This is a genomic window from Bacillus nitratireducens, from assembly GCF_001884135.1.
Taxonomy (GTDB): domain Bacteria; phylum Bacillota; class Bacilli; order Bacillales; family Bacillaceae_G; genus Bacillus_A; species Bacillus_A nitratireducens.
In genome coordinates this window covers 208288-230551 of the sequence record NZ_MAOC01000020.1, presented here as the reverse complement: position 1 = coordinate 230551, position 22264 = coordinate 208288, and the positions used below count along the sequence as shown (strand labels likewise).

Sequence of the window (22264 nt, the reverse complement as noted above, 5' to 3'; positions counted from 1 at the left end):
AATTCCTATATAGAAATTCCAGCTCTTTTTATTGTCTTTTCTAATTTAGTATACGAGCGATACATCGCGATTCTCCACGATATGATCATCGCAAAAGCGAGTAAGAAAAACATTCCACTTAATTGGGTTAAATCAATCGACTGACTTAAATATGATTTTAATGCTACTCGTACTGCTAATAATCCAACTAAAATAAATATAAATGCTTTAGACGGTTTCATATATATATGTTCGCCTCTTATTTCGAACTTAGTTGTTTTAATAAGAAATATAGAGAAAATAAGTCCTACGCTGATTGCCTCTACTATTTCTAACGATGTTAACCGAAACTCTGGTAAGAAGTACATCGATGCACCAGTACTCATAAAGATTGGCGGTAATATAATTTTCTTTTTCGTTACCGGTTTTTTCGCTGACTTAAAGCGAAGAAACATCACTCCAACAGCCATACAAACCGCTACAATACTTGATAAAAGTGCTAAACTCATATTCTCCACTCCTATCTATTTAAAAGACTTTTTTAGCAAAATCATAAACCAAACAAGCCCAATACTTATAATGACATGACCTAATCCAGCCATATGGCTTAAACCATTAAAGTCAGTTCCGTTTACTTGTAGAAGACCTCTAAATACCATTGTAGCAATAGTAAAAATTAATCCTACATTATAAACAACAAACCACGCACGAAAACCTTTTGTTTCATGGACATTAAACACTTTAAATAGAGCTAAAGCGATCAAAAAGAATACGAAGCCGAGCACTAATACGTGTGTATGCACTAATTGCAACATAGTGGATCCTTTAATTCCTTGCGCTTTCGTATACTCTCTTGCAAATACACCTGATAATAAACCAATAATTAAGTAAATGAATGCTGCATTATATAATTTTTTCATTATATTCCTCCTGCTGTAGAACGACAATTTATATCGTCACTTTCCATATTCACTCCAATTATTTTACGTAAAGTTTATGAACGGAATATGAACGGAATGTTACATTCTATTATTGGAAACAAAAAAGCCATTCCACAACTTTTCCTTGTGGAATGGCTTTTACTTATTTTAAATCTTCAATTGTGAAAGCACCCGGTAATAACTGTTCAACCGTCACTTCTTTTTCATCGCCTTTTACATTCGTTAGTAAAACTGGCATTTTCGGATCACAAAATTCAGCAATCACTTGTCTACAAGCACCACATGGTGAAATAGGTCCGTCAGTTTCTCCTGTAATGACTAAGTAACTAAAGTCGCGCTCACCTTCTGATACTGCTTTAAATATTGCTGTTCTTTCTGCACAGTTACATAAACCGTAAGAAGCGTTTTCTATATTACAACCAGTATAGATTTTACCTTCTTTTGTAACTAATGCTGCACCAACAGGAAATTTAGAATACGGAATATACGCTTTCGATAACATCTTATTTGCTTCTTCAATATATTTTTTCTTATCCATATTATTTCCTCCTCAAAGTAAATGTAATATTGATTAGTCAGTAATAACTGTATGAACTAATTTAGGAGCCACTGCTGTTTCAGCGATAGAAATATTCTCATAAATTTTTGCTTTTACATCTTCTACATTTTCGCGATTTGCATAAATCGTTACGAACGGCTCGCCTTCTTTTACTGCATCGCCAACTTTTTTACGTAACATTAAACCTACTGCTAAATCGATTTCATCTTCTTTTGTCGCACGACCAGCACCTAATAACATAGCTGCGATACCGATTTCATCTGCAACAATGTTTGAAATCACACCTGAAGTTTTTGCAGGTACATCAATTACATACTTCGCTTGTGGCATTTTTTCTGGATTGTCTACAATCGAGCTGTCTCCGCCTTGGTTGCTTAAGAACTCTTTAAATTTCTCAGTTGCTTTTCCATTTTTCATAACTTCAATTAACATTTCACGAGCTTCTTCTAATGTATTTGCTTTTTTCGCAAGTACAACCATTTGGCTACCTAATACAAGTACTAATTCTGTTAAATCTTCTGGGCCTTCACCTTTTAATGTATCAATTGCTTCCTTCACTTCTAGAGCGTTACCAATTGCAAAACCAAGAGGTTGTGACATATCTGAAATAACTGCCATCGTTTGACGTCCAACATTATTTCCGATACGTACCATTGCATGAGCTAATTCTTTTGCATCTTCTTCTGTTTTCATAAATGCGCCAGCACCTGTTTTTACATCAAGTACGATTGCATCAGCACCAGCTGCAATTTTTTTACTCATAATTGAACTTGCGATTAAAGGAATTGAGTTTACTGTTCCTGTTACGTCACGCAATGCATAAATCTTTTTATCTGCAGGTGTTAAGTTTCCTGTTTGTCCGATAACAGCTACTTTGTCACGGTTTACAATATCAATGAACTGCTCTTTCGTAATTTCAACGTGGAATCCTTCTACCGCTTCTAATTTATCAATTGTTCCACCTGTATGTCCTAATCCACGACCAGACATTTTTGCTACTGGTACATCTAAAGCAGCTACTAATGGTCCTAATACTAATGTTGTCGTATCACCAACACCGCCAGTTGAATGTTTGTCTACTTTAATTCCTTCAATTGCTGATAAATCGATCGTTTCTCCAGACTCAACCATCGCCATCGTTAAATCTGCACGTTCGCGATCTGTCATATCTTTAAAGAAGATTGCCATTGCAAGTGCACTCACTTGATAATCAGGAATACTTCCGTCTGTATATCCATTAATAAAGAATTTGATTTCTTCAGTCGTTAATTCTTTGCCGTCACGTTTTTTCGCAATAATATCTACCATTCTCATTACAATCACCATTCCTTTTTATATGATATGAATCTATTAAAATAATAAGCCTACGATTGTTGCTGATAAGAAACTTACTAATGTTGCACCGAAAAGTAATTTCAAACCGAACCTTGCGACTACATTCCCTTGTTTTTCATTTAAGCTCTTAACTGCTCCAGCAATAATTCCAATTGAAGAGAAGTTTGCAAATGAAACTAAGAATACAGATATAATCGCTGTCGTTCTATCTGAGAAATTAAAGTTTCCTTTTGCTAAATCTGTCATAGCGACAAATTCATTTGATACTAATTTTGTTGCCATAATGTTTCCGGCATTAACTGCTTCATGCCAAGGTACACCCATAATAAATGCAAATGGTGCAAATACATAGCCAAGAATTTCTTGGAATGAGATACCGATTACACCTTTAAATACTGCATTAATGAATGCGATAAGAGCAACGAAACCAATTAACATAGCTGCCACTGTAATCGCAACTTTAAATCCATCTATAATGTATTCCCCTAATACTTCAAAGAATGTCTTTTTCTCTTCTTCTTGTACTTCTAACATATCCTCTTCTTCAGTAACTTCGTACGGGTTAATGATAGAAGCAATGATGAAACCACCAAATAAGTTAAGTACTAAAGCGGTTACAACATATTGCGGTTTTAATAACACCATATATGATCCAACGATAGACATAGAAACGGTAGACATTGCAGATGCACATAATGTATACATTCTTTTCTCTGGCAATAATCCTAGTTGTTTCTTAACTGAAATAAACACTTCAGATTGTCCTAAAATCGCAGAAGCTACCGCGTTATATGATTCTAGTTTCCCCATTCCATTTACTTTGCTTAATACTAGACCGATAGATTTCACAATAATAGGTAATACTTTAATATGTTGCAAAATACCTATTAAAGCTGATATAAATACGATTGGCATTAATACACTTAAAAAGAATGAAAACTCTTTTTGATTTACTAATCCACCAAATACGAAGTTCACACCATCAGCGGCATATTTTAATAATTCTCCAAAACCATCTGCTATTCCGCTAATTAATATATTCCCTACACTTGTATTTAATAATAAAAATCCCAAAATGAATTGTAATATAACCATCGTTATGATTGGGCGATATTTGACTTTCTTTCTATCATTACTAGCAAGCCAAGCGATACCTAAAATCAATACGAGGCCTAAAACACCGATTAAGTATTTCATAAGCCGTCTCCTCCCACTCGTATCCGCTTACATTCTTTTCAATTGTTAAAGCAATAGATACACTTTACTTTAAACGTGTATCTATTGCTCTTCACTCTTTATTGATTAGTAGTTATCTGTAGCACCTTTTGCATCATTTAATACGATTGCAACACTAGCACTTGCTCCAACGCGAGAAGCTCCAGCAGCTACCATTTTGTCTGCATCTTCACGTGTACGAACGCCACCAGATGCTTTTACACCAACGTTTGGTCCTACTGTTTTACGCATTAATGCGATATCTTCAGCAGTTGCTCCGCCAGTTGAGAATCCAGTTGAAGTTTTTACGAAGTCAGCACCAGCTTTTACTGATAATTCACAAGCGCGTACTTTCTCTTCATCTGTTAATAGGCAAGTTTCAATGATTACTTTTACAAGAGCTTTTCCTTTTGCTGCTTGTACTACTTCATAAATATCTTTTTCAACGAACTCGTTATCGCCATCTTTTAAAGCGCCTACGTTGATTACCATATCAACTTCAGTTGCACCTTTTGCGATAGCATCTTTTGTTTCGAAAGCTTTTGTTTCAGTAGTGCTTGCTCCTAATGGGAAACCGATTACAGTACAAACGTCTACATCATGTCCAGCTAATTCTTCAGCAGCTAGCTTTACCCATGTAGGATTAATACAAACAGAAGCGAATTTATATTCCTTTGCTTCTTCGATTACTTTCATAACATCTTCTTTTGTAGTATTAGCTTTTAAAATTGTATGGTCAATTAACTTTGCAATATTCATTATCTTCACTCCTCATATCTTTTAACAACTTCATTCTAACTCTTAGTTGAACAAATGTAAATACACTTTTGAAATTTTGTTCATTCTTTTTTAGAAGGGAATTTCTTGTAATACATTGAAAGTAGTATAAGCTTGTAAATAAAGGATGTGAACCACTTGTTTAAGTCAAAATTCTTTATATTCACATTGCTAGTATGCACCTCACTATCCATATTTATTTTTTATAAAAGGGATGTTATTTTCCAAGAAGGAAACCCCATTCCATTTGCTTTAGCTATGTCTAAGATGGTTATTCAAGACAAAGAAATGGTGGAAGTAGAACCGATAGATAATCAATACCCCTACTTAGTAAAGCGCGGAAAAATGGAACCTTTTATCGATATGATGGAGCAAGATGGATGGACTTTTGTAGATAGAGATATTATGGCTAACTCACTAATTTTTGAAAAAGGAGATCAATCAAAGAGCGTTCCTTACAAATACTTTACAAGGTACTACACCTTGATTTATTCATACTAAAAATAAAAGGCTTTCTCAAAATTAATATTTTGAGAAAGCCTTTTATTTCTAATCTTTATTATAATGTAACAATTCTTTTGCCGTATGCTGGTCTATAATTAATACATTTGCATACCCGCCGCGTAACGCACCATCAATTGCTTTTATTTTTCTATTACCACCCGCAACTAAAATAGAACGTTTCTTTAATTTAAGTTCCTCTAACTCAATTCCAATTGTACGCTTATTAATTTCTTCGCTACTAATATTTCCGTCTCCATCAAAGAAACGTGAACAAATGTCACCGACAGCTTGTTTTTTCAAAATGTTCGTTTCATCCATATCTAAATATCCTAATCGGAATAATAACGCTTCATCTCGCACTGTTCCAACAGTGAAAATTGCAATATTTGCTTGTTTCCCCATTTCAATAATGTGATGAATATGTCTATCTTGCTCCACTAATTCTTTTGTCACCGCATTATCAAATATAACTGGAAGTGGTAGATTTCTTGGTGTCGTTTGAAAAGCCTCTGCAAATAAAGCAATGGTCTCATTCGCATATGTATTTACACTCGAATGACTAATACCACCTTTTAACTGGACAACTTCTACACCTTTCACATGTTGCGGTACGATTTTCCTAGCGATTTCATACATCGTCATTCCCCAGCTTACACCAACGATATCACCGTTTTTCACCGTCTTTTCCATGTACTCAGCTGCATATTTACTAATATACTCAGTAATCGTTGCATATTCTGGTACTGGAGAAAACACAACATGTGCCTCTAACAATTTGTACTTTTCTTTCAGTAAATTCCCAACGTTATCTAAATCAGCAAATGGATCAGCTATACTAATTTGAACAAACCCTTTTTCTTTTGCGTACTTTAATAATCTAGAGATCGTCGGTCTTGAGATATTTAATTTGTTAGCAATTTCTTGCTGACTATAATCTGATTGATAATATAATCTTGCAACTTCAACGCTTAATTGTTGTTTATCTTTTTCCATAGTAACTTATTACAAACCCTTTCCTGTATTTCCCTTTCGTTACAAGCATTATACAGCTTTATGCAAGAAAATTCGACTACCGAATTTTTTTCATCTAAACTTCTACTCCACTTAGTCTTTACAATGAAACTTTATTTTTTAGCTTCATACACTCGATACAGATGATCTTGAATCAAATAAATCGATTTATATTTAATTCATTCTTTGTCTTTCTATTAATATTTATTTTTGGAAAAATAACCTAACTCCAAATATTAATAATACTGTACCAGTAATACCCTCTATTGTACGGTTTACTTTTTCTTTTCTTAAAAAAGTTCTTAATTGACGTATGAGTGAGATATAAAGTAAATACCATATTGCTGTCAAAGTCGTAAATGTGACTCCTAATAAAAGAAATTGGAGGAAATGATTTTGATTACTCACAATAAATTGGGGTAGAAAACTAAGGAAAAACACAGCAGTTTTTGGATTTAAAATTGCCGTAGTAAATCCTTGTCTAAAGCTTTTAATTGCTCCTATATCTTTAGAGTTCATTTCTACTGAACCTGACATAGCTTCTTTTTTATGTAAGGCACTTTTAATTGACTTTACAGCTAAGTAAATTAAATAAAAAGCCCCAGCATATTTTATAAATGTAAATAACATAGCAAATTTCATTAGAATAGCAGAGAGTCCTAACGTAGCCATTATTGTATGAATCATCATTCCAGATATCGTTCCTAAAACAGTCTTTATCCCACCATTTTTACCATGCGAGATAGTATTTTTTGTAACTAGTGCAAAACCAGGACCAGGCATTATTATGATTAGCATTGCTGTAAGGATAAATAATAAATAATTTTCCATGTTCTAGTATTTCCTTTCCAATTTTTAATTTTGCTTACAGTATAGCTTTTTTCGTTAAAACATTAAATATAAAAAGCTTGATCGGAAGTTTATTAAAGTTATTAGTATCAATTTGACTAAACATTATCCCAGAGCCACATTGATAATACACATGAAAAACTTATATATCAAATTACAAGTCCACCTCTCACAAAAAACAGGATAAAAAAAATAAACAGCGGAACTAGTCCACTGTTTACTTCGCCACGCCTTCATGTAATTTTTCTGTATAATCCTTTACATCTTTCCAGCTATCTTTCGCTGTATTTAAATCTTCTTTTATAAAGGTAAATTCTTCAGGGCTGATTCCTTTTACGTTTTGTAGTAAATTATTATATTTTGCCCCTACCGTATACCATTGATTTGATATATTTTGCAGTGCTGTGATTGCTGCATCAATTGTTTCTGTCATGTTTGTTGTTTTATTTTTCACATCAGTCAAAATTGCGACTTCTGCTTGTGCTCCAGAAATTCTATCTTTTAAATTGGCTATTTCTCTTTCTGCATTTGCGATATCTTTTTTCGCAATCGCAATCATCGGTCCGCCAGCAAGACATGTTATTAATGCTACGCAAAGTACGCCACCAGCGATAACCATATCATTACTCTTTTTGATTGAATCGTTATATGTATTTATTTGTTGCTCTAATGCTGGAATACCTGCATTCGTACTTGCTAAAATCGCTGTTAATTGATTTGTATCCTCTTTAAAACTATTTGTATCTTTCGCCATTCTATCGCGAAATGCTTTTAAATTCCCTAATAAAATATCTACTTCATTTTGATTCTTTAAAATGTCCGCATACAACTTTTCTAAATCCGCTTTTAATTTACCGCTATCCTTTTGATCAATCGCTACTAGCAGGCTATTATAGTACGCTTGAAAAGTATTGTTGTAATCAATAATATTTTGATCCGTTTTCATAATTTGAGGCTTCATATTATTTAACCAATACGCCGCATTAATTTTTGCATCTCTTTGGTGCTGAACCATATTTCCTTTAAACTCACTATTAATTGAACTTATTTTACTCAAATCAGTCTCTTGCTGATTTTGAATTAATTTTGCATATGAATCCATTGCGAATATGCTCGATGTCGTTTGCGCCATTACATCTTGGAACCCTGCTGGTCCGAGAGAATAATTTTTCGCACTCTCTTGTAATGTTTTTACGTTTTGTTCCGCTGCAAAAGGATGTAAAGGAAGCACATTACTCGTTGCCACTCCAGCAATCATTATTGCTAAAAGACATTTCTTATAAAATTTTTTCTCCATACTTTTCACCTATTCTCTTTATAAGGATATAAAAAAACTCCTGCTCACAACTGAACAGGAGCTTCAACTCATTCATCAATACTTAACGCTCTAACGATTCGTATTCGATTATGCTTTTTTCGTATCTACTACTTTAATATCTTCAGCATAAATTTTTTCTGCATAGTCTTTAATGTTTTTCCAGCTATCTTTCGCGATGTTTAAATCTTCTTTTATGAAAACAAGGTCATTTGGACTAATTGAATCTACATTTTGAAGTAAAGAATTGTATTTTGATCCCATTGTGTACCATTGATTTGAAATATTTTGCAACGCTGTAATTGCAGTGTCAATCGTATTTGTTAAATACTCAGTTTGTGTTTTAATGTTCGTTAACCCTGCTACTTCTAATTGAGCAGTCGTAACTTGTCCTGTTATCTTTTGAATTTCTGCTTGTGCATTATCAAGCTCTTTCTTCGCTAATACGATTCCAGCTGTTCCACCACCTACAGCTGCTGTACCACCTGCAATTAATGCGATTCCTAGCGGCGTTCCTGCACCAGTAGCAATAACTACTGCACCACCGATAATTGCAATTGGGCCTAAGGCTGTCGCAACAGATGAACCGATAATAATTGCATTATATTTACTAATTGCTTCATTATACGTTGCAATTTGATTTTGCAGAAGCGGAATTCCAGCATCTTGACTAGCTAAGATTGATGTAATTTGATTTGCATCTCCCTTGAAGTTTTGCGTATCCGACGTCATTTTATTTCGGAATTTCTTCAAGTCTTCTACTAACTGATCTACTTGCGCTTTATTTTCATTAATACTACTTGATAATCTAGTTAGACCTTTCGTAAGAGTTGCTTTATCCTTCGCATCTACCGCAGCAACTAAAGTATCATAATAGTTTTGGAATTTCGTATTGTAATTAATAATATTTTGATTCGTTGAAATAAGCTGTGGCTTTAATACATCTAACCACTGTTTCGCATTTCCTCTAGCTGTATCTTGGTGCTGAATCACTTTTCCTTTTAAAGCTGCATCAACAGTCGATACATTACCAAAGTTAACATTTCCTTGTTTAATAATTGTTAAAGCGTACAGATCCATTACTAAAGCGTTTGAACCTGTTCTTTCCATTGCATCTTTTAGGCCTTCTGGTCCTAATGAGTATTCTTCATAGTCATTATAAGCTTTTGCTACTGCATGAACTGGGGCTTGTTTCACTGTACTTTCAGCAGCATACGTATGGGCTGGCATAATATTCCCTGCTGCAAATACTGCCATAAGTGCTGATAGAGCCATTACTTTATAAGGTTTTTTTGTCATTTTTCTTCTCTCCCTATATCGCTAATTATTTTTCTGTTTAATGTACTTCAACGTTTGTAACGTAATCTTCAAATTGATTTGTTTGCTTATTCATTTCATCACTTACTTTTTTAAGTTGATTGAAATGTTTTTGAAGTAAACTACTGTCTGTATACGTGCTTTCTTCAATATTTGTTTGAATTTGGATCATATTATTGTTTAAAACTTTCCAATCCGTTAATAACGTCTCTAAAGTTGAAATTTGGCGATCAATTAGTTCTGTAAAGCTACTTACTTGATCTTCAACGAATGTAATTTGAGTTGCCTCTGATTCAGTTTGTGATAACTTTTGAATAAGTGGTAATAACTCTTTTTGCTTTTGTTGAATACGAAGAGCGGCTTCCCTCGTTTGACTATCTGCAGCATTTACAATTTCATTACTTAAAGTACCGATAGAAACAAAATCAATTGTTTTCGTTTGTGCAGTTTGATTTGTAATTGTAAATACTTGTTTACCGATATTAATAGAACCTTTAATAATTTCTTGTGGTCTATTCAAAATAGTAGTTAGTTCAGCTTGAATTTCCCCTTGAATTCTTTTTATGTCTTCTCTTAATTTCACAATATCTCCACCTGATCCTTGCAGTGTTTTTATTGCTTCATCAGCTTTAATTGATAAGTTGTTACTATCTTTGTCTAATACCGTCTTAAATCGATTTAACTCTAATAAATCTTGCTCCATACTCTCTTGAATGCTTTGTACTTGCAATTGCAATTTTCCATATGCACTCGTAAAATCTGCTTTTGCTTGTTCATCTTCATTTACTTTTCCTGCTAGTTCATAGAGCTTACTATAATAGCTATTAAATCTAGTGCTGTATCTCATCATCTCTTGATTTAAGTCGATTAGCTTCGGATTATATTCATCAATCCACTCTCGTACATTCGCTTTTGCAAATTTTTGATGATTCGTTAAACTACTCATAGCGTTTACCTTAATGTCTGGCTGTTGTAAAATAACTAATCCGTATGCTTGGATAAGTGGTGACTGTGACCCTAACATTCTAATTGAATTTGATAATGTATTTGGGGCAATTGCATTTTGCACGTTTAATACTTTCACTTCTGATTGCCCTCCTTCAGCGTAAGCGCTTACAGGAATGAAGCAACTCGTAGATACTGCTGTAACCAATAACCCTGTAATTAAAGTCTTTTTCACTTTAACTCCTCCTATGTATTAGCAACTATTACTATCGCATTTTATTATTCTATTTTCTTGCAAATGATTTGAGATGGTTAAAAATAGAGAACGTTCTCACCGTGATTCATGTACGAACCATCTCTTCTAACTTTTTTCTACAGTACTTACTTATTGTTATAAAACATTTCATACCTTTTCATATGTGCTTAGTATGAATAAAGTTGTATAAATTTTCTATTCCATTGCAATTTCCACATTCACACAGTGAATATATTACATGAAAATATTATTCATTTTAAACTAAATAACATATGTAAATATGAAATTCCGTTTTGTTTTTATTTAAGTTTTGTACTGTAAGGTCATTTAAACACAGCTATTTATCTACCGTAAAGAAGTATTTTAATTCCCTTTATTTTCAAGCCCTCATGTCTTTATTCCAAAATAAAATCCGATTAACTTTCTCAATTAAAATATCCATATATCACAACAAAAAACACTGTTTACTCATAAGCGATAATATTATAGCAATATAATTTTAAGACCTATATGCAATTATGCATAACATATACACAAAAAGGATAGCTTCACTTTCGTGAAGCTATCCTTAAAAAGTCTTATTACTTTTTCAAATGATATGGAACTGTCGTAATAACAACATTTCTTTTATAGAGTAAATACGCACGAATGAGTAAACTAGACTGATTATGAAGAATGTTATGCCAACCTTTTTTCGGAATAAACTGTGGTATAACGACCGTAACTCGGTAATTTGATTCACTCGCCTTATATTGTACTGTATCAATAAATTTTGTTAGCGGCTGAATAATACTTCTATAATGAGAATGTAATGTAACAAGCCTTACTTCAGGTTGCCACTTCTCCCATTTCTCTTCAAATTTCTTTTCCTCTTCTCTGTCAAAAGCAACATACACAGCGATAACTTGATCTGCAGAAAGAGCTTTAGCATAGTTCAGTGAATTTTCTACTACATGAGTCATACCTGCTACAGGAACGACAATTACATTCCCTTCAATCGGAACAAGTGGTTCACAAGTTTTTAAACTTAATTGATCCCCCACTGCATCATAATGCTTCTTAATTCGATGGAACAAGAAGATAATGACAGGTAAGAAAATAAGGATCGACCAAACTTGTGCGAATTTAGTTAAAAAGAACATACTCATTACGATAAAACTAATGACTGCACCAATTAAATTGACCGTTAATCTCAAAGCCCATCCTTCAGGTTTTTCACGAAGCCATTTTAATACCATCCCAGTTTGAGAAAGTGTAAATGGAATAAATACACCTACTGCATATAACGGGATTAAATGTTCTGTTTGCCCTTGGAAAGCTACAATTAAAATAATTGAAGCGATTCCAAGTATAATAATACCGTTTGAGTAACCTAGGCGGTCTCCTCTAATCGTAAACATTCTCGGTATAAACTTATCTTTCGCAAGGTTAACTGCTAATAGCGGAAATGCAGAATAACCTGTATTAGCAGCAAGAATTAATATTAAAGCTGTTGTACCTTGTATGAAATAGTACATGAAATTACGTCCAAAAGTTTGTTCAGCAATTTGTGAAACGACTGTTACTTCCTTACTTGGATTAATTCCGTAATAATAAGCTAAAAAGACAATTCCTGAAAATAAAACTGCAAGTAATGCACCCATTGCAAGCAATGTTTTCGCTGCATTGTTAGGTGCAGGATCTTTAAAGTTTGGGATTGCGTTAGATATCGCCTCAACACCCGTTAAAGCAGAGCTTCCTGAAGCAAATGCTCGTAACAGTAAGAACAAACTAATTCCTGCAACTGGTGTTCCAATCGGCGTGTGTAAAGTCGGTGACACGTGACCAGTTAAAATATTGTATATCCCTACACCAATTAATATAAATAGTGCTAAAACGAATAAATAAACTGGATATGCTAAAATAGAAGCTGATTCCGTTACTCCTCTTAAATTTAAAATAGTAATTAATATAACAAATATAATCGCAATGATTACATTATGTGCATGTAAGCTAGGGAAAGCTGATGTGAGCGCATCTGTACCTGCAGATACACTTACTGCAACAGTTAAAATATAATCGACTAGTAAAGATCCTCCAGCTATTAATCCTGGATTCATCCCTAAATTTTCTTTTGATACTACGTATGCCCCCCCGCCATGCGGATAAGCAAAAATAATTTGTCGATAAGATAAAATAAGAGCTGTCAATAATACTAATACCCCAACAGCGATCGGAATAGAATACCAATAAGCTACCGCTCCAAGGCCTGCTAGTGCAATTAATATTTGCTCTGGTCCGTATGCAACTGATGACAATGCGTCAGAAGATAAAATGGCTAACGCCTTCGTTTTATTAAGCTTTTGCTCTCCTAACTCAGTTGATTTTAACGGCCTTCCAATTAAAAACCTTTTGATTGATGAAACCACTGCTGTCCACTCTCCAATAATTTTGTACGAACTTTTCTGCTAGTTACAGCGTATAAACTATTTCTTCAGAAAACAAAAAATGTCTACAAGCCATAACGAAATAGACTTGTAGACATTATATTTTTTGTCGCACAAGCTCCACCTTCCTTCTCAATATAACGCTTACGAGGTTAGCTGTCGGATTCGGGCCTTTGAGTAGCCCTACCTTTTTCAAGGATTCACCCCATTGGATTAAGTACTAATCCATAAGAACGGGTCCCCCGCACCATGCGGTTTCAGCGATTTAGAAAATTGAAACTGTGGATTATAATACTCCTTTATTTTCAAAATGTAAACAAAAATTTTTAAAAAGAAAAAATTAAAATGATTGCGTATAATCCGCCGATAAATATACATAATGAATACTAAAAAATCGATAAAGGAGACCTATATGTCTAAAGAAAAGAAGCCTATTTTTTCCGATTCCTATTTAGATGCATTAGCAAATGAAATTAATCAGTTGTATGGGAAACGCGAACAAGAAATAAACTTGACAGAAAGAGTTAAAAGAAATAAATAATTTGTCATAAAAAAGAAAGCAATACATTTATATATTGCTTTCTTTTTTATTTTTTCATACATCCAATTCTATTGCCGATCTGTTAAAGACCATTTCTTCATACACTTTTAAATTTTGATATACTGCTCCTAATAATGGTGCTTCTATAGAAAATTGTTCTGCTAAATCTAGTAAGTATCCTTGTAAGTGCTTCCCTTCAATGGACGAACCTTTTTCCATATCACGCTGCATCGATGATTTCATATCATACGAAATTTTATCAATTGTTTTCATATGTTCCTGGGCAATGTTCTCCTTTACCGGAGCTCCTAATGCCCTCATGATTTGCACAGATTCTTCAAATAAGTTTTGGATAAAATCGCGTCCACCTTTGCTTTCGCGAATCGGTCCTATTGGTGCACGCATTAATGTTGTCACACCTGACATTACAGTAATAAATAAATATTTATGCCACATATCTTGCGTAATATTTTCACTTAAAACAAAACTAGATTTCGTACCTGCAAATCCTTTAGCAATATGATTGATTCTCTCTGAATCTTGAGACTTAATTTCTCCAAATACAAGTCTGTTGGCAGCACTCGTTTGTACAATTTCTCCCTGATCGTTTAATGTCGTCTCGATAAAGCATAGACCGCCAATTACTTTCTCTTCACCGAATTCCTTTTGTAACAGCGATAAATGAGCGATACCATTTAATAATGGGATTATTACAGTATTTTCACCTACAAACGGCTTCAAATCTTGAATTGCCTCATTTAAGTGGTACGCTTTTGTTGAAAATAAAATGACATCAAATGGAGAAGTTCGATCTTCTTTCGTTATTAATTTCGGTTGGAAGGAAAAATCCCCGTTAATACTTCGGATTACAAGTCCTCTTTCCTCCAATTGTTTTTTCCGTTTACTACGAACAAGAAACGTAACATCTTCTCCCTTTTCTACTAATCGACCTCCAAAAAAGCCTCCAACGCCACCAGCTCCTAATACTAAAATCCGCATACAACATCCCCCTTTTCAAAATACAATTTTATAACTTTTAGTATACATCACATTATACATGTCCCCTATTAAATAAGCTGAATTTTCATTCTTAATAGAGTATAAAACAGTGGTTATTTTCAAATGAATTTGGGCATGTTGTTTTTATAGCATACATGGAAAGGAAACAATGTAGATGGAGGCAATACAAGCAATTGAAGAAAAAGATGTAACAACAGCTGTATTTCAATTTATATTCCCGTTTTCTTTTAAAACTGGATATGAACAAAATATGTTCCCTTTCTTACAGAAAAATGATTTTCGCCCTTTTCGACTCGATCACCTTGAAAATGAAAATACATACTACGGAAAGTTTCAAGTTTCACATCAAAATATGGAAGCATACTATCTTTCATTTACAAATAAAATTCTATTTCCTCACTCAGAGCATCAAAAAGGATTACAGCGCTATTCTAAAGACCTTAACTTAACTGGACATTTAACAACAAATCTTATTTCCGTTCCATTCAAAATACACTCTATTGACGTAACACTTTGCCCTTATGAGCTTGGCTTCTTAACAATACGGACAGAAGTAGAAACCTCTCCAAACATGACATTATCAGAAGCAATTGAATTCGCTGCCCGCTTCCGTGTACTTGAAACTAAAAATGACACAACTGAGACTATTTGTATTGAATGTAATGGAAAACAATATTCACAAGTAGAGAAGCTTATATTCGGCGATTTATTTCATGGCTTAACAGACTTCTTTGAGAAAAAGAGATTGCGGAGCTCTTACTTTCAAACATTCCCATTCTTTGAAGATCAACGAATGTATGTACAAACTTTATTATCCGTGAATAAAGAGTCAGACCTTCATATAATCGATGTATACCGAACTTCCAGTCTTTCCGGATTAACAGACGATGGCAAGCCGTATATTAGCGCAAATAATGTTCCTTATATTCAAGATTATTTAACAAAACATTCTTATCAAAGATGGGCTCCTAATCGCTACTTTGTTATGGAAGAACACATTTTTACATGTATAACAAATGAAGGTGAACAAGCAATCGCTAAACTTGCTAGTCAAATGTACGGGGAATTTTATTACGCTTTATTATTAAACTTATTTCATAAAGTTGTTTTATTAAAGATGGCAAACGCTTATGCCGAGTTAAATATTGAACAAGATACAAATGAAATAGAGAAATTAATTTATTCAATCAATTCGTTTACAGCTAATTACTTTTCTTTAGAGTTAGTATCCCAATCACAGAGTGAAGATATTTTTTTTCGCTTAAGAAGGCTATTTAACATTGAGGTTCTATACGCGAATGCGAAACAAAATCTTGATAGTTTGTTTAAATATCAAGAAAACGTCGCCTCTAAAAAAGATAGCCTTTTATTATTAATTTTAACGCTCTACTCTGTAGTAGGCCAAATGCTAGGGTTTACTATGATTGATCTTTTAAGAAACACCGATTCAAAAAAAATATCGTCGCCACTTGAATTTTTCGCGCTTCTAATAGCAATTAGCGGCATAGTCATTTCACTTATTTTAGGTGCGCAAAGTTTATACCAATGGAGTCTACAACATAAAAGAAGAAAAGCATGGGTAAAACAAACTGTACTTTCTGCTGTGAAAGAGAAGGATAATACAAAGTAACTAAAAAACAGATGGCAGCACGATGCTACCATCTGTTTTCTATTATGCTTACTTCCCTGCTTCGATTTTTTCTAATGTAGCAGCTACTTGCTCTTCTGTTAATTCGTGTTGCACGATATAACGATTACGTGGGTGTACACGACATTCATGAGAACATGCACGTAAATGTTTTGCTTCGTTTTCTTCAGAACATAAAATTTTCTTATTACATTCTGGATTTGCACAGTTTACATAGCGCTCACAAGGTTCACCTGAAAAGTGGTCTTTACCAACGATAACATGTTCTTTTTGGTTTACTGGTACAGAGATACGCTCATCGAACACGTAACATTGTCCATCCCAAAGCTCACCTTGTACTTCTGGGTCTTTTCCGTACGTTACAATACCACCGTGAAGCTGACCTACATCTTCGTAACCTTCACGAACTAACCAACCAGAAAACTTCTCACAACGAATTCCGCCTGTACAGTATGTTAAAATCTTTTTACCTTCAAGTGTTTCTTTGTTTTCTCTAATCCAATCTGGCAATTCACGGAATGATTCAATATCCGGTTTAATCGCACCTTTAAAGTGACCTAGATCAAACTCATAATCATTTCGTGCATCAATGATAACTGTATCTTCTTGTTTCATTGCTTCATAAAAATCTTTTGGTTCTAAATAATTCCCAGTTATTTCTTTCGGATTAATGTCGTCTTCTAGACGAAGTGTCACTAACTCTGGGCGAGGACGTACGTGCATTTTCTTGAATGCATGCCCCTCTTCTTCATCTATTTTAAATACGATACCGTCAAAACGTGGATCATTGTTCATTGCTTCCATGTATTTCTCTGTTTGCTCTACAGTACCAGAACAAGTTCCATTAATTCCTTCTGTTGCTACAAGAATTCTTCCTTTTAACTCAAGTGATTTACAAAATTCTAAATGCTGTTCAGCAAATTCTTCTGGATTTTCAATTGTTGTGTACATGTAATATAGTAATACTCTATATGGTTTTGTAGTTGCCAATGTATTTCTACCACCTATCTAAATTTTAAAATCATGTATAAGTTAACGTTCATATCAAAACATATATAATAAGAAAATACATACTAAATTGTACTTAGCCTATTTTCTTCTATTTACAATTTTTTCTATAAGTTAACAAAAATAAAAACAAGATTACATCACAAAACACTATGGTTATGTTGTAATCCCAATATATTATATATCATACAATTTCATTTCCATCAATTAATATGCTGTAATATAGGCTCTATGTTCACATAAATTTCAAAAACAACCCTATAATTTATTATCTTCCCCCTTATTCAGCATCCATAAACTCCCAAAACATTTTTCACATCATCACACCATTCTTTGCACGAAGTCATATAATTTGCATTAAGGAAACTTTTATGTTCAAATGAAATTGCCACATAATATATTTAAATGTATTGAAATAATGTGTAAGAATAAATACAATAATTTCATCAAGTTAAGATTTCAAAGGGGAATACTACTATGAATAAAGATATAACAAAAGATGAACAAGTCCCTTCTCAAAGTACAACAGTTCAATCAGCCCATTTAGCGTTAAGTGGACAAACAAAAGGCTTTAAAAGACTGTTACCATTCTTAGGACCTGCTTTTATCGCATCAGTTGCTTATATTGATCCCGGGAACTTCGCGACAAATATCGCGGCTGGGTCACAATATGGGTATTTATTACTTTGGGTAATACTCGCTTCTAATTTAATGGCTGTATTAATTCAAACTTTATCAGCCAAATTAGGAATCGCTACTGGGAGAAATCTTCCTGAAGTAGCTCGCGAAAACTTCCCCAAACCAGTTTCCATTGGTTTATGGATACAAGGGGAACTCGTTATTATGGCTACAGATTTAGCTGAATTTATCGGAGCAGCACTTGGCTTATACTTACTATTTGGAATTCCGATGTTACCAGCTGCTTTAATTACAGCGGTTGGGTCATTTATTATTCTTGAATTTCAACGCAGAGGCTTTCGTCCATTAGAAGCTATCATTACAGGGATGATTTTTATCGTTGTTATCGCTTTTGGTATCCAAGTCTTTTACGCAAAACCCGAATTAAGTCCTCTACTCTCAGGGCTTTTCACTCCAAAATTCCAAGGTGTAGATAGCATCCTTTTAGCAGCTGGAATTTTAGGTGCGACAGTAATGCCGCACGCGATATATTTACATTCGGCCTTAACGCAGCGCCGCGTAGTCGGAACAAATGATGAACAAAAGAAAAAGATTTTCCGCTTCGAATTTATTGATATCATTATCGCAATGGTTATCGCTGGAGCAATTAATGCGAGTATGTTAATTGTTGCTGCTGCACTATTCTTTAAAAACGGCTTGCATGTTGAAGATCTTGATGTTGCTTTTAACCAGTTCAGTACTTTAGTCGGTCCTGTATCAGCTGCTTTATTTGGAATTGGGCTCTTATCAGCAGGACTATCTAGCTCTTCTGTCGGTACAATGTCAGGTGACATTATTATGCAAGGTTTCATTCGAATGCATATTCCGTTATACTTACGCCGTTTTATTACAATGATTCCACCATTAGTTATTATCGCTTTAGGTGTAAATCCAACTTACGCTCTAGTCATGAGCCAAGTCGTCTTATCATTCGGTATTGCTTTTGCATTAGTACCACTTATTATGTTTACAAGCAGTAAAAAAATTATGGGTGCACTCGTTAACCACCGCATAACAACCTTTATCGCTTGGATCATTGCTGCACTTGTTATCATTTTAAATATTTTCTTACTGTATCAAACATTTGTAGGTTAATGAAAAAAGGTATTCCAATAAAACTGGAATACCTTTTTTAGCGAAGTAATTCTCTTCTAATTACCTCTTATGTATGTACCTCTTTCTGGCATTATCGCACCTTTTTCAGTTCGAAAATAAAGTGGTAATCCTTCCGAAAGAAATATGCTCACCTTAGATGGATCCTGCCTTTGATGATGAATATGTAAATGGGGCTCACTTGAACTTCCTGAGTTACCGACTTGGGCAAGTACCTCTCCTTCATTTACATGTTGGCCTTCCCTCACTTTAATTGATCCTTTTTTTAAATGGGCAAGAATCAAAAATGTCCCTGATTCATCTAGTCGTAAATAAATATGATTCCCCGCCATTGACTCAAAATCATCCGATCCCGGAACTACATCTTTTTCATCGTTATTGATTGATACAACTGTTCCAGAAGCTGGTGCCATTACTTTCGCTCCATATATTCCATAATCCTCTAACTTACTACTTTTCACTTCAGCAGGCGGAATAAGAATATCATATGCCCATCGTTCATTTGGTTTTATAACATGATAGTTCGTTTCTAATCGATCACCGCCCCAGCCCACTAATGCTCGTTCATTTAAGGGAAAACGAACGACTATTTTAGGGCTCATAGAATGTACATCTGCTGGATAAGCAAGTCCCCCTATGTTAGCAAACCATCCTAAAGGCCAAGCTCCAATTATAGAGAAAAGAACTATGAAGAGTAGTATTCTATCTATTCGCTTTCTGAAAATGCCTTTCCACACAAATAGTAATGCTGACCCTATCAAAATAAAGATTGATACTAAGCTAAAAGCTTGTATAATCCACCAAAAAATGACTGATATAACACCATTAGCTAAATAAGCTACACTCCAACTTGTCATTAAAAAAGCAGCTAAAATTACTAATACATATTTCTTCCACATGTTGTATCCCTACTCTCATATCTTTGTTCTAAATGATACGAAGTGAAAATTACGACATACAAAAGAAATACTTACGACTTTCTTACATTTCTTTATACTGCGGTAAAACAATAGTGAAAACCGTTTCTTTATCGTTACTACGTACAGTGATATCTCCTTTATGAAGTTCCGCTATACTTCTCGCAATTGCAAGTCCCATTCCTTTTCCACCCGTATGAGAGCTACGTGATTTTTCACCACGATAAAACTTCTCAAAAACGTAAGTAAGGTTCTCTTTCGGAATACATTGCCCAAAATTTGTAATTTCTACTTCAACATTCATGTCTCTTTTAGAAACTTGAATTAAAATCTCTTTTCCGTCTTTCCCGTACATAATACTATTACTAATTACATTTTCGAATAGCCTCACCATAAGCGCTACATCAATTTCCACATGTAACTCTTTATCACCTTTAATACAAAAGCTCATATCGGCATCATCTAGCTGTGGTACAAAATCAATCATGATTCGTTCAATGAACGCTTTCATATTTACTACACTTTTATGTAATTCAATCTCTCTATAATTTATTTGACAATATTCTAATAAACCATTTACTTGATTTTTTAATTCATAACTTTTTCGCTTTAATATACTTACATACTGTTCACATTCTTCTCCATTTGAATGAAGCTGATTCCCTAACAGGTCCGCGTAACCTATTAGAGATGTTACAGGTGTTCGTAAGTCATGAGAAATATTACTAATCATTTCATTTTTCATTTCCTGCGATTTTTTTTCATTCTCGATAGACTCTTTTAAATTTTTGGCCATTCTATTAACATTCGCTGCTAATTCACCAATCTCGTCATTTTTTGAAATAGGTATATGTATTTCAAAATTACCACTACTTATTTCCTTCACACTCTTGTTAATTTCAGATAATCTTTTCATCATTGTTTTTGTCATGAATGCAAAGTATATTGTAGTAAAAATTAAAAAAGCTATTAAATATAAAAATGAATATTTTTCCTCTAACGCAGTAACATGACTATATATATTTCCAATTACAATTTGAAACGCTATTATACTTACAGTTGCTAACAAAATGCTACATATGAACGCGATAAAAAACTTAGCTCTAATGCCTTGTAATGATTTAATCTTCAATTTTATATCCGACTCCCCAAACATTTTGAATAAACTTCGGCTCTTTTGGATTCTCTTCAATTTTATTTCTCAATCTTGCAATATGAACCATTACTGTATTATTACTTTCATAAGCCCTTTCTTTCCAAACGCTCTCATATATTTCTTCAATAGTGAACACACGATTCCTCGTAACTGCCATTAAGCACAAAATATCATATTCAGTTTTCGTAAGATTGATTGTTTCTCCATATAACATTACTGTTCTCGACACTTCATCTATTTCTAAACCTCTAATGTTTATTTTCTTTTCTATTACTTGAACGGTATTTTGATTAAAATATGTATACCTTCTTAATTGAGCTTTCACTCTTGCTATAAATTCAATTGTACTAAACGGCTTCACAATATAATCATCTGCCCCAGTGCTAAATCCAATTACTTTATCTACATCTGATGATTTAGCGCTTAAAAACATAATTGGCAAACTATATTTCTCTCTTATCCTTCTACACAATTCAATCCCATCCATTTGAGGCATCATAACATCAAGGATAGCAAGTTGAACATCATTATTATTCAATACCTCTAACGCCTCTTCTCCGTTGTCAGCACTAAAAACAGTAAAACCTTCTTGCTCTAAATTTACGTTAATGAATCGAATAATATCTCGATCATCATCTACAATTAAAATTGAGTTTTTCTCCATATCTAAACCTCTTTTTGAAATATATTCCACAATCAATTTTAACATAAATTAAAATCATCATTATACCTTGAATAATCCTTATTTTCAGAC

21 protein-coding genes and 1 riboswitch are annotated in these 22264 nt (G+C 33.7%); of the genes, 4 read left to right on the top strand and 17 right to left on the bottom strand.

Translation table 11 applies throughout. The annotated features are described in order from the left end of the window. Positions 1 to 5: 5 nt before the first annotated feature. The 6 genes from BAU23_RS06680 to deoC all read right to left on the bottom strand — a co-directional run bounded on the left by BAU23_RS06680 (position 6) and on the right by deoC (position 4788). Complete coding sequence (locus BAU23_RS06680; RefSeq protein WP_000050391.1) at positions 6 to 488, bottom strand: CcdC family protein; 483 nt, start codon at positions 486 to 488, stop codon at positions 6 to 8. A 15-nt stretch (positions 489 to 503) separates the two neighbouring features. Continuing rightward, the gene (locus tag BAU23_RS06675) at positions 504 to 899 is read right to left on the bottom strand and encodes a DUF2871 domain-containing protein (RefSeq protein WP_071733839.1); all 396 of its coding nucleotides are present in this window, start codon (positions 897 to 899) and stop codon (positions 504 to 506) included. Between the two features lie 163 nt (positions 900 to 1062). Continuing rightward, complete coding sequence (locus BAU23_RS06670) at positions 1063 to 1458, bottom strand: cytidine deaminase (protein WP_000358534.1); 396 nt, start codon at positions 1456 to 1458, stop codon at positions 1063 to 1065. 33 nt (positions 1459 to 1491) lie between these two features. Then, the gene (locus BAU23_RS06665) at positions 1492 to 2793 is read right to left on the bottom strand and encodes a pyrimidine-nucleoside phosphorylase (protein ID WP_001983022.1); all 1302 of its coding nucleotides are present in this window, start codon (positions 2791 to 2793) and stop codon (positions 1492 to 1494) included. Positions 2794 to 2829: 36 nt separating this feature from the next. Further along, complete coding sequence (locus BAU23_RS06660) at positions 2830 to 4011, bottom strand: NupC/NupG family nucleoside CNT transporter (protein ID WP_000876193.1); 1182 nt, start codon at positions 4009 to 4011, stop codon at positions 2830 to 2832. 105 nt (positions 4012 to 4116) lie between these two features. Next, entirely contained in the window at positions 4117 to 4788 is a 672-nt protein-coding gene (gene deoC, locus BAU23_RS06655) for a deoxyribose-phosphate aldolase (protein WP_001017444.1), read from the bottom strand. Positions 4789 to 4944: 156 nt separating this feature from the next. On the opposite strand from deoC, the gene BAU23_RS06650 reads away from it, so the two are divergent. Continuing rightward, a complete protein-coding gene (locus tag BAU23_RS06650) occupies positions 4945 to 5307 on the top strand; it encodes a hypothetical protein (protein WP_000477042.1) in 363 nt (120 codons plus the stop codon). Positions 5308 to 5355: 48 nt separating this feature from the next. Here the strand turns inward: BAU23_RS06650 and BAU23_RS06645 are convergent, their stop codons facing one another. From BAU23_RS06645 to BAU23_RS06620, 6 genes are all read right to left on the bottom strand, one after another. Next, positions 5356 to 6303: a sugar-binding transcriptional regulator gene (locus tag BAU23_RS06645; protein ID WP_000409776.1), complete on the bottom strand. Its 948-nt coding sequence runs from the start codon at positions 6301 to 6303 to the stop codon at positions 5356 to 5358. A 222-nt stretch (positions 6304 to 6525) separates the two neighbouring features. Next, complete coding sequence (locus BAU23_RS06640; protein ID WP_071733837.1) at positions 6526 to 7152, bottom strand: LysE family translocator; 627 nt, start codon at positions 7150 to 7152, stop codon at positions 6526 to 6528. A 235-nt stretch (positions 7153 to 7387) separates the two neighbouring features. Next, entirely contained in the window at positions 7388 to 8467 is a 1080-nt protein-coding gene (nheC, locus tag BAU23_RS06635; RefSeq protein ID WP_071733835.1) for a non-hemolytic enterotoxin NHE subunit C, read from the bottom strand. A gap of 108 nt (positions 8468 to 8575) precedes the next feature. Continuing rightward, positions 8576 to 9784 (bottom strand): non-hemolytic enterotoxin NHE subunit B, encoded by a 1209-nt coding sequence (gene nheB, locus BAU23_RS06630; RefSeq protein WP_000162972.1) that lies wholly within the window; start codon positions 9782 to 9784, stop codon positions 8576 to 8578. A gap of 37 nt (positions 9785 to 9821) precedes the next feature. Continuing rightward, positions 9822 to 10982 carry a non-hemolytic enterotoxin NHE subunit A gene (gene nheA / locus BAU23_RS06625; protein WP_071733833.1) on the bottom strand — a complete coding sequence of 387 codons (1161 nt, stop codon included), beginning with the start codon at positions 10980 to 10982 and terminating at the stop codon, positions 9822 to 9824. A gap of 602 nt (positions 10983 to 11584) precedes the next feature. Next, entirely contained in the window at positions 11585 to 13411 is a 1827-nt protein-coding gene (locus tag BAU23_RS06620) for an APC family permease (RefSeq protein WP_000254872.1), read from the bottom strand. A gap of 144 nt (positions 13412 to 13555) precedes the next feature. After that, a riboswitch (cyclic di-AMP (ydaO/yuaA leader) is annotated at positions 13556 to 13702 on the bottom strand. A gap of 139 nt (positions 13703 to 13841) precedes the next feature. Here BAU23_RS06620 and BAU23_RS30790 point away from each other — a divergent pair. After that, positions 13842 to 13970, top strand: a complete 129-nt coding sequence (locus tag BAU23_RS30790; RefSeq protein WP_000031870.1) for a hypothetical protein — start codon at positions 13842 to 13844, stop codon at positions 13968 to 13970. 54 nt (positions 13971 to 14024) lie between these two features. Here BAU23_RS30790 and panE read toward each other — a convergent pair whose 3' ends face one another. After that, a complete protein-coding gene (gene panE, locus BAU23_RS06610) occupies positions 14025 to 14969 on the bottom strand; it encodes a 2-dehydropantoate 2-reductase (RefSeq protein ID WP_001221873.1) in 945 nt (314 codons plus the stop codon). Positions 14970 to 15144: 175 nt separating this feature from the next. Between panE and BAU23_RS06605 the strand changes: the two genes are divergently transcribed. Then, entirely contained in the window at positions 15145 to 16620 is a 1476-nt protein-coding gene (locus BAU23_RS06605; RefSeq protein ID WP_016129139.1) for a hypothetical protein, read from the top strand. 48 nt (positions 16621 to 16668) lie between these two features. Here the strand turns inward: BAU23_RS06605 and trhO are convergent, their stop codons facing one another. Continuing rightward, positions 16669 to 17628: an oxygen-dependent tRNA uridine(34) hydroxylase TrhO gene (gene trhO / locus BAU23_RS06600; RefSeq protein WP_000246242.1), complete on the bottom strand. Its 960-nt coding sequence runs from the start codon at positions 17626 to 17628 to the stop codon at positions 16669 to 16671. A 495-nt stretch (positions 17629 to 18123) separates the two neighbouring features. Here trhO and BAU23_RS06595 point away from each other — a divergent pair, with 495 nt between their 5' ends. Further along, positions 18124 to 19419: an Nramp family divalent metal transporter gene (locus BAU23_RS06595; RefSeq protein ID WP_001030685.1), complete on the top strand. Its 1296-nt coding sequence runs from the start codon at positions 18124 to 18126 to the stop codon at positions 19417 to 19419. 56 nt (positions 19420 to 19475) lie between these two features. Here the strand turns inward: BAU23_RS06595 and BAU23_RS06590 are convergent, their stop codons facing one another. The 3 genes from BAU23_RS06590 to BAU23_RS06580 all read right to left on the bottom strand — a co-directional run bounded on the left by BAU23_RS06590 (position 19476) and on the right by BAU23_RS06580 (position 22174). Next, entirely contained in the window at positions 19476 to 20336 is an 861-nt protein-coding gene (locus BAU23_RS06590) for a M23 family metallopeptidase (RefSeq protein WP_000265688.1), read from the bottom strand. Positions 20337 to 20418: 82 nt separating this feature from the next. Continuing rightward, positions 20419 to 21486 (bottom strand): sensor histidine kinase, encoded by a 1068-nt coding sequence (locus BAU23_RS06585; protein WP_071733831.1) that lies wholly within the window; start codon positions 21484 to 21486, stop codon positions 20419 to 20421. Further along, positions 21476 to 22174, bottom strand: a complete 699-nt coding sequence (locus BAU23_RS06580) for a response regulator transcription factor (RefSeq protein WP_016129137.1) — start codon at positions 22172 to 22174, stop codon at positions 21476 to 21478. The genes BAU23_RS06585 and BAU23_RS06580 overlap by 11 nt, the downstream gene beginning before the upstream one ends. Between the last annotated feature and the right edge of the window lie 90 nt (positions 22175 to 22264).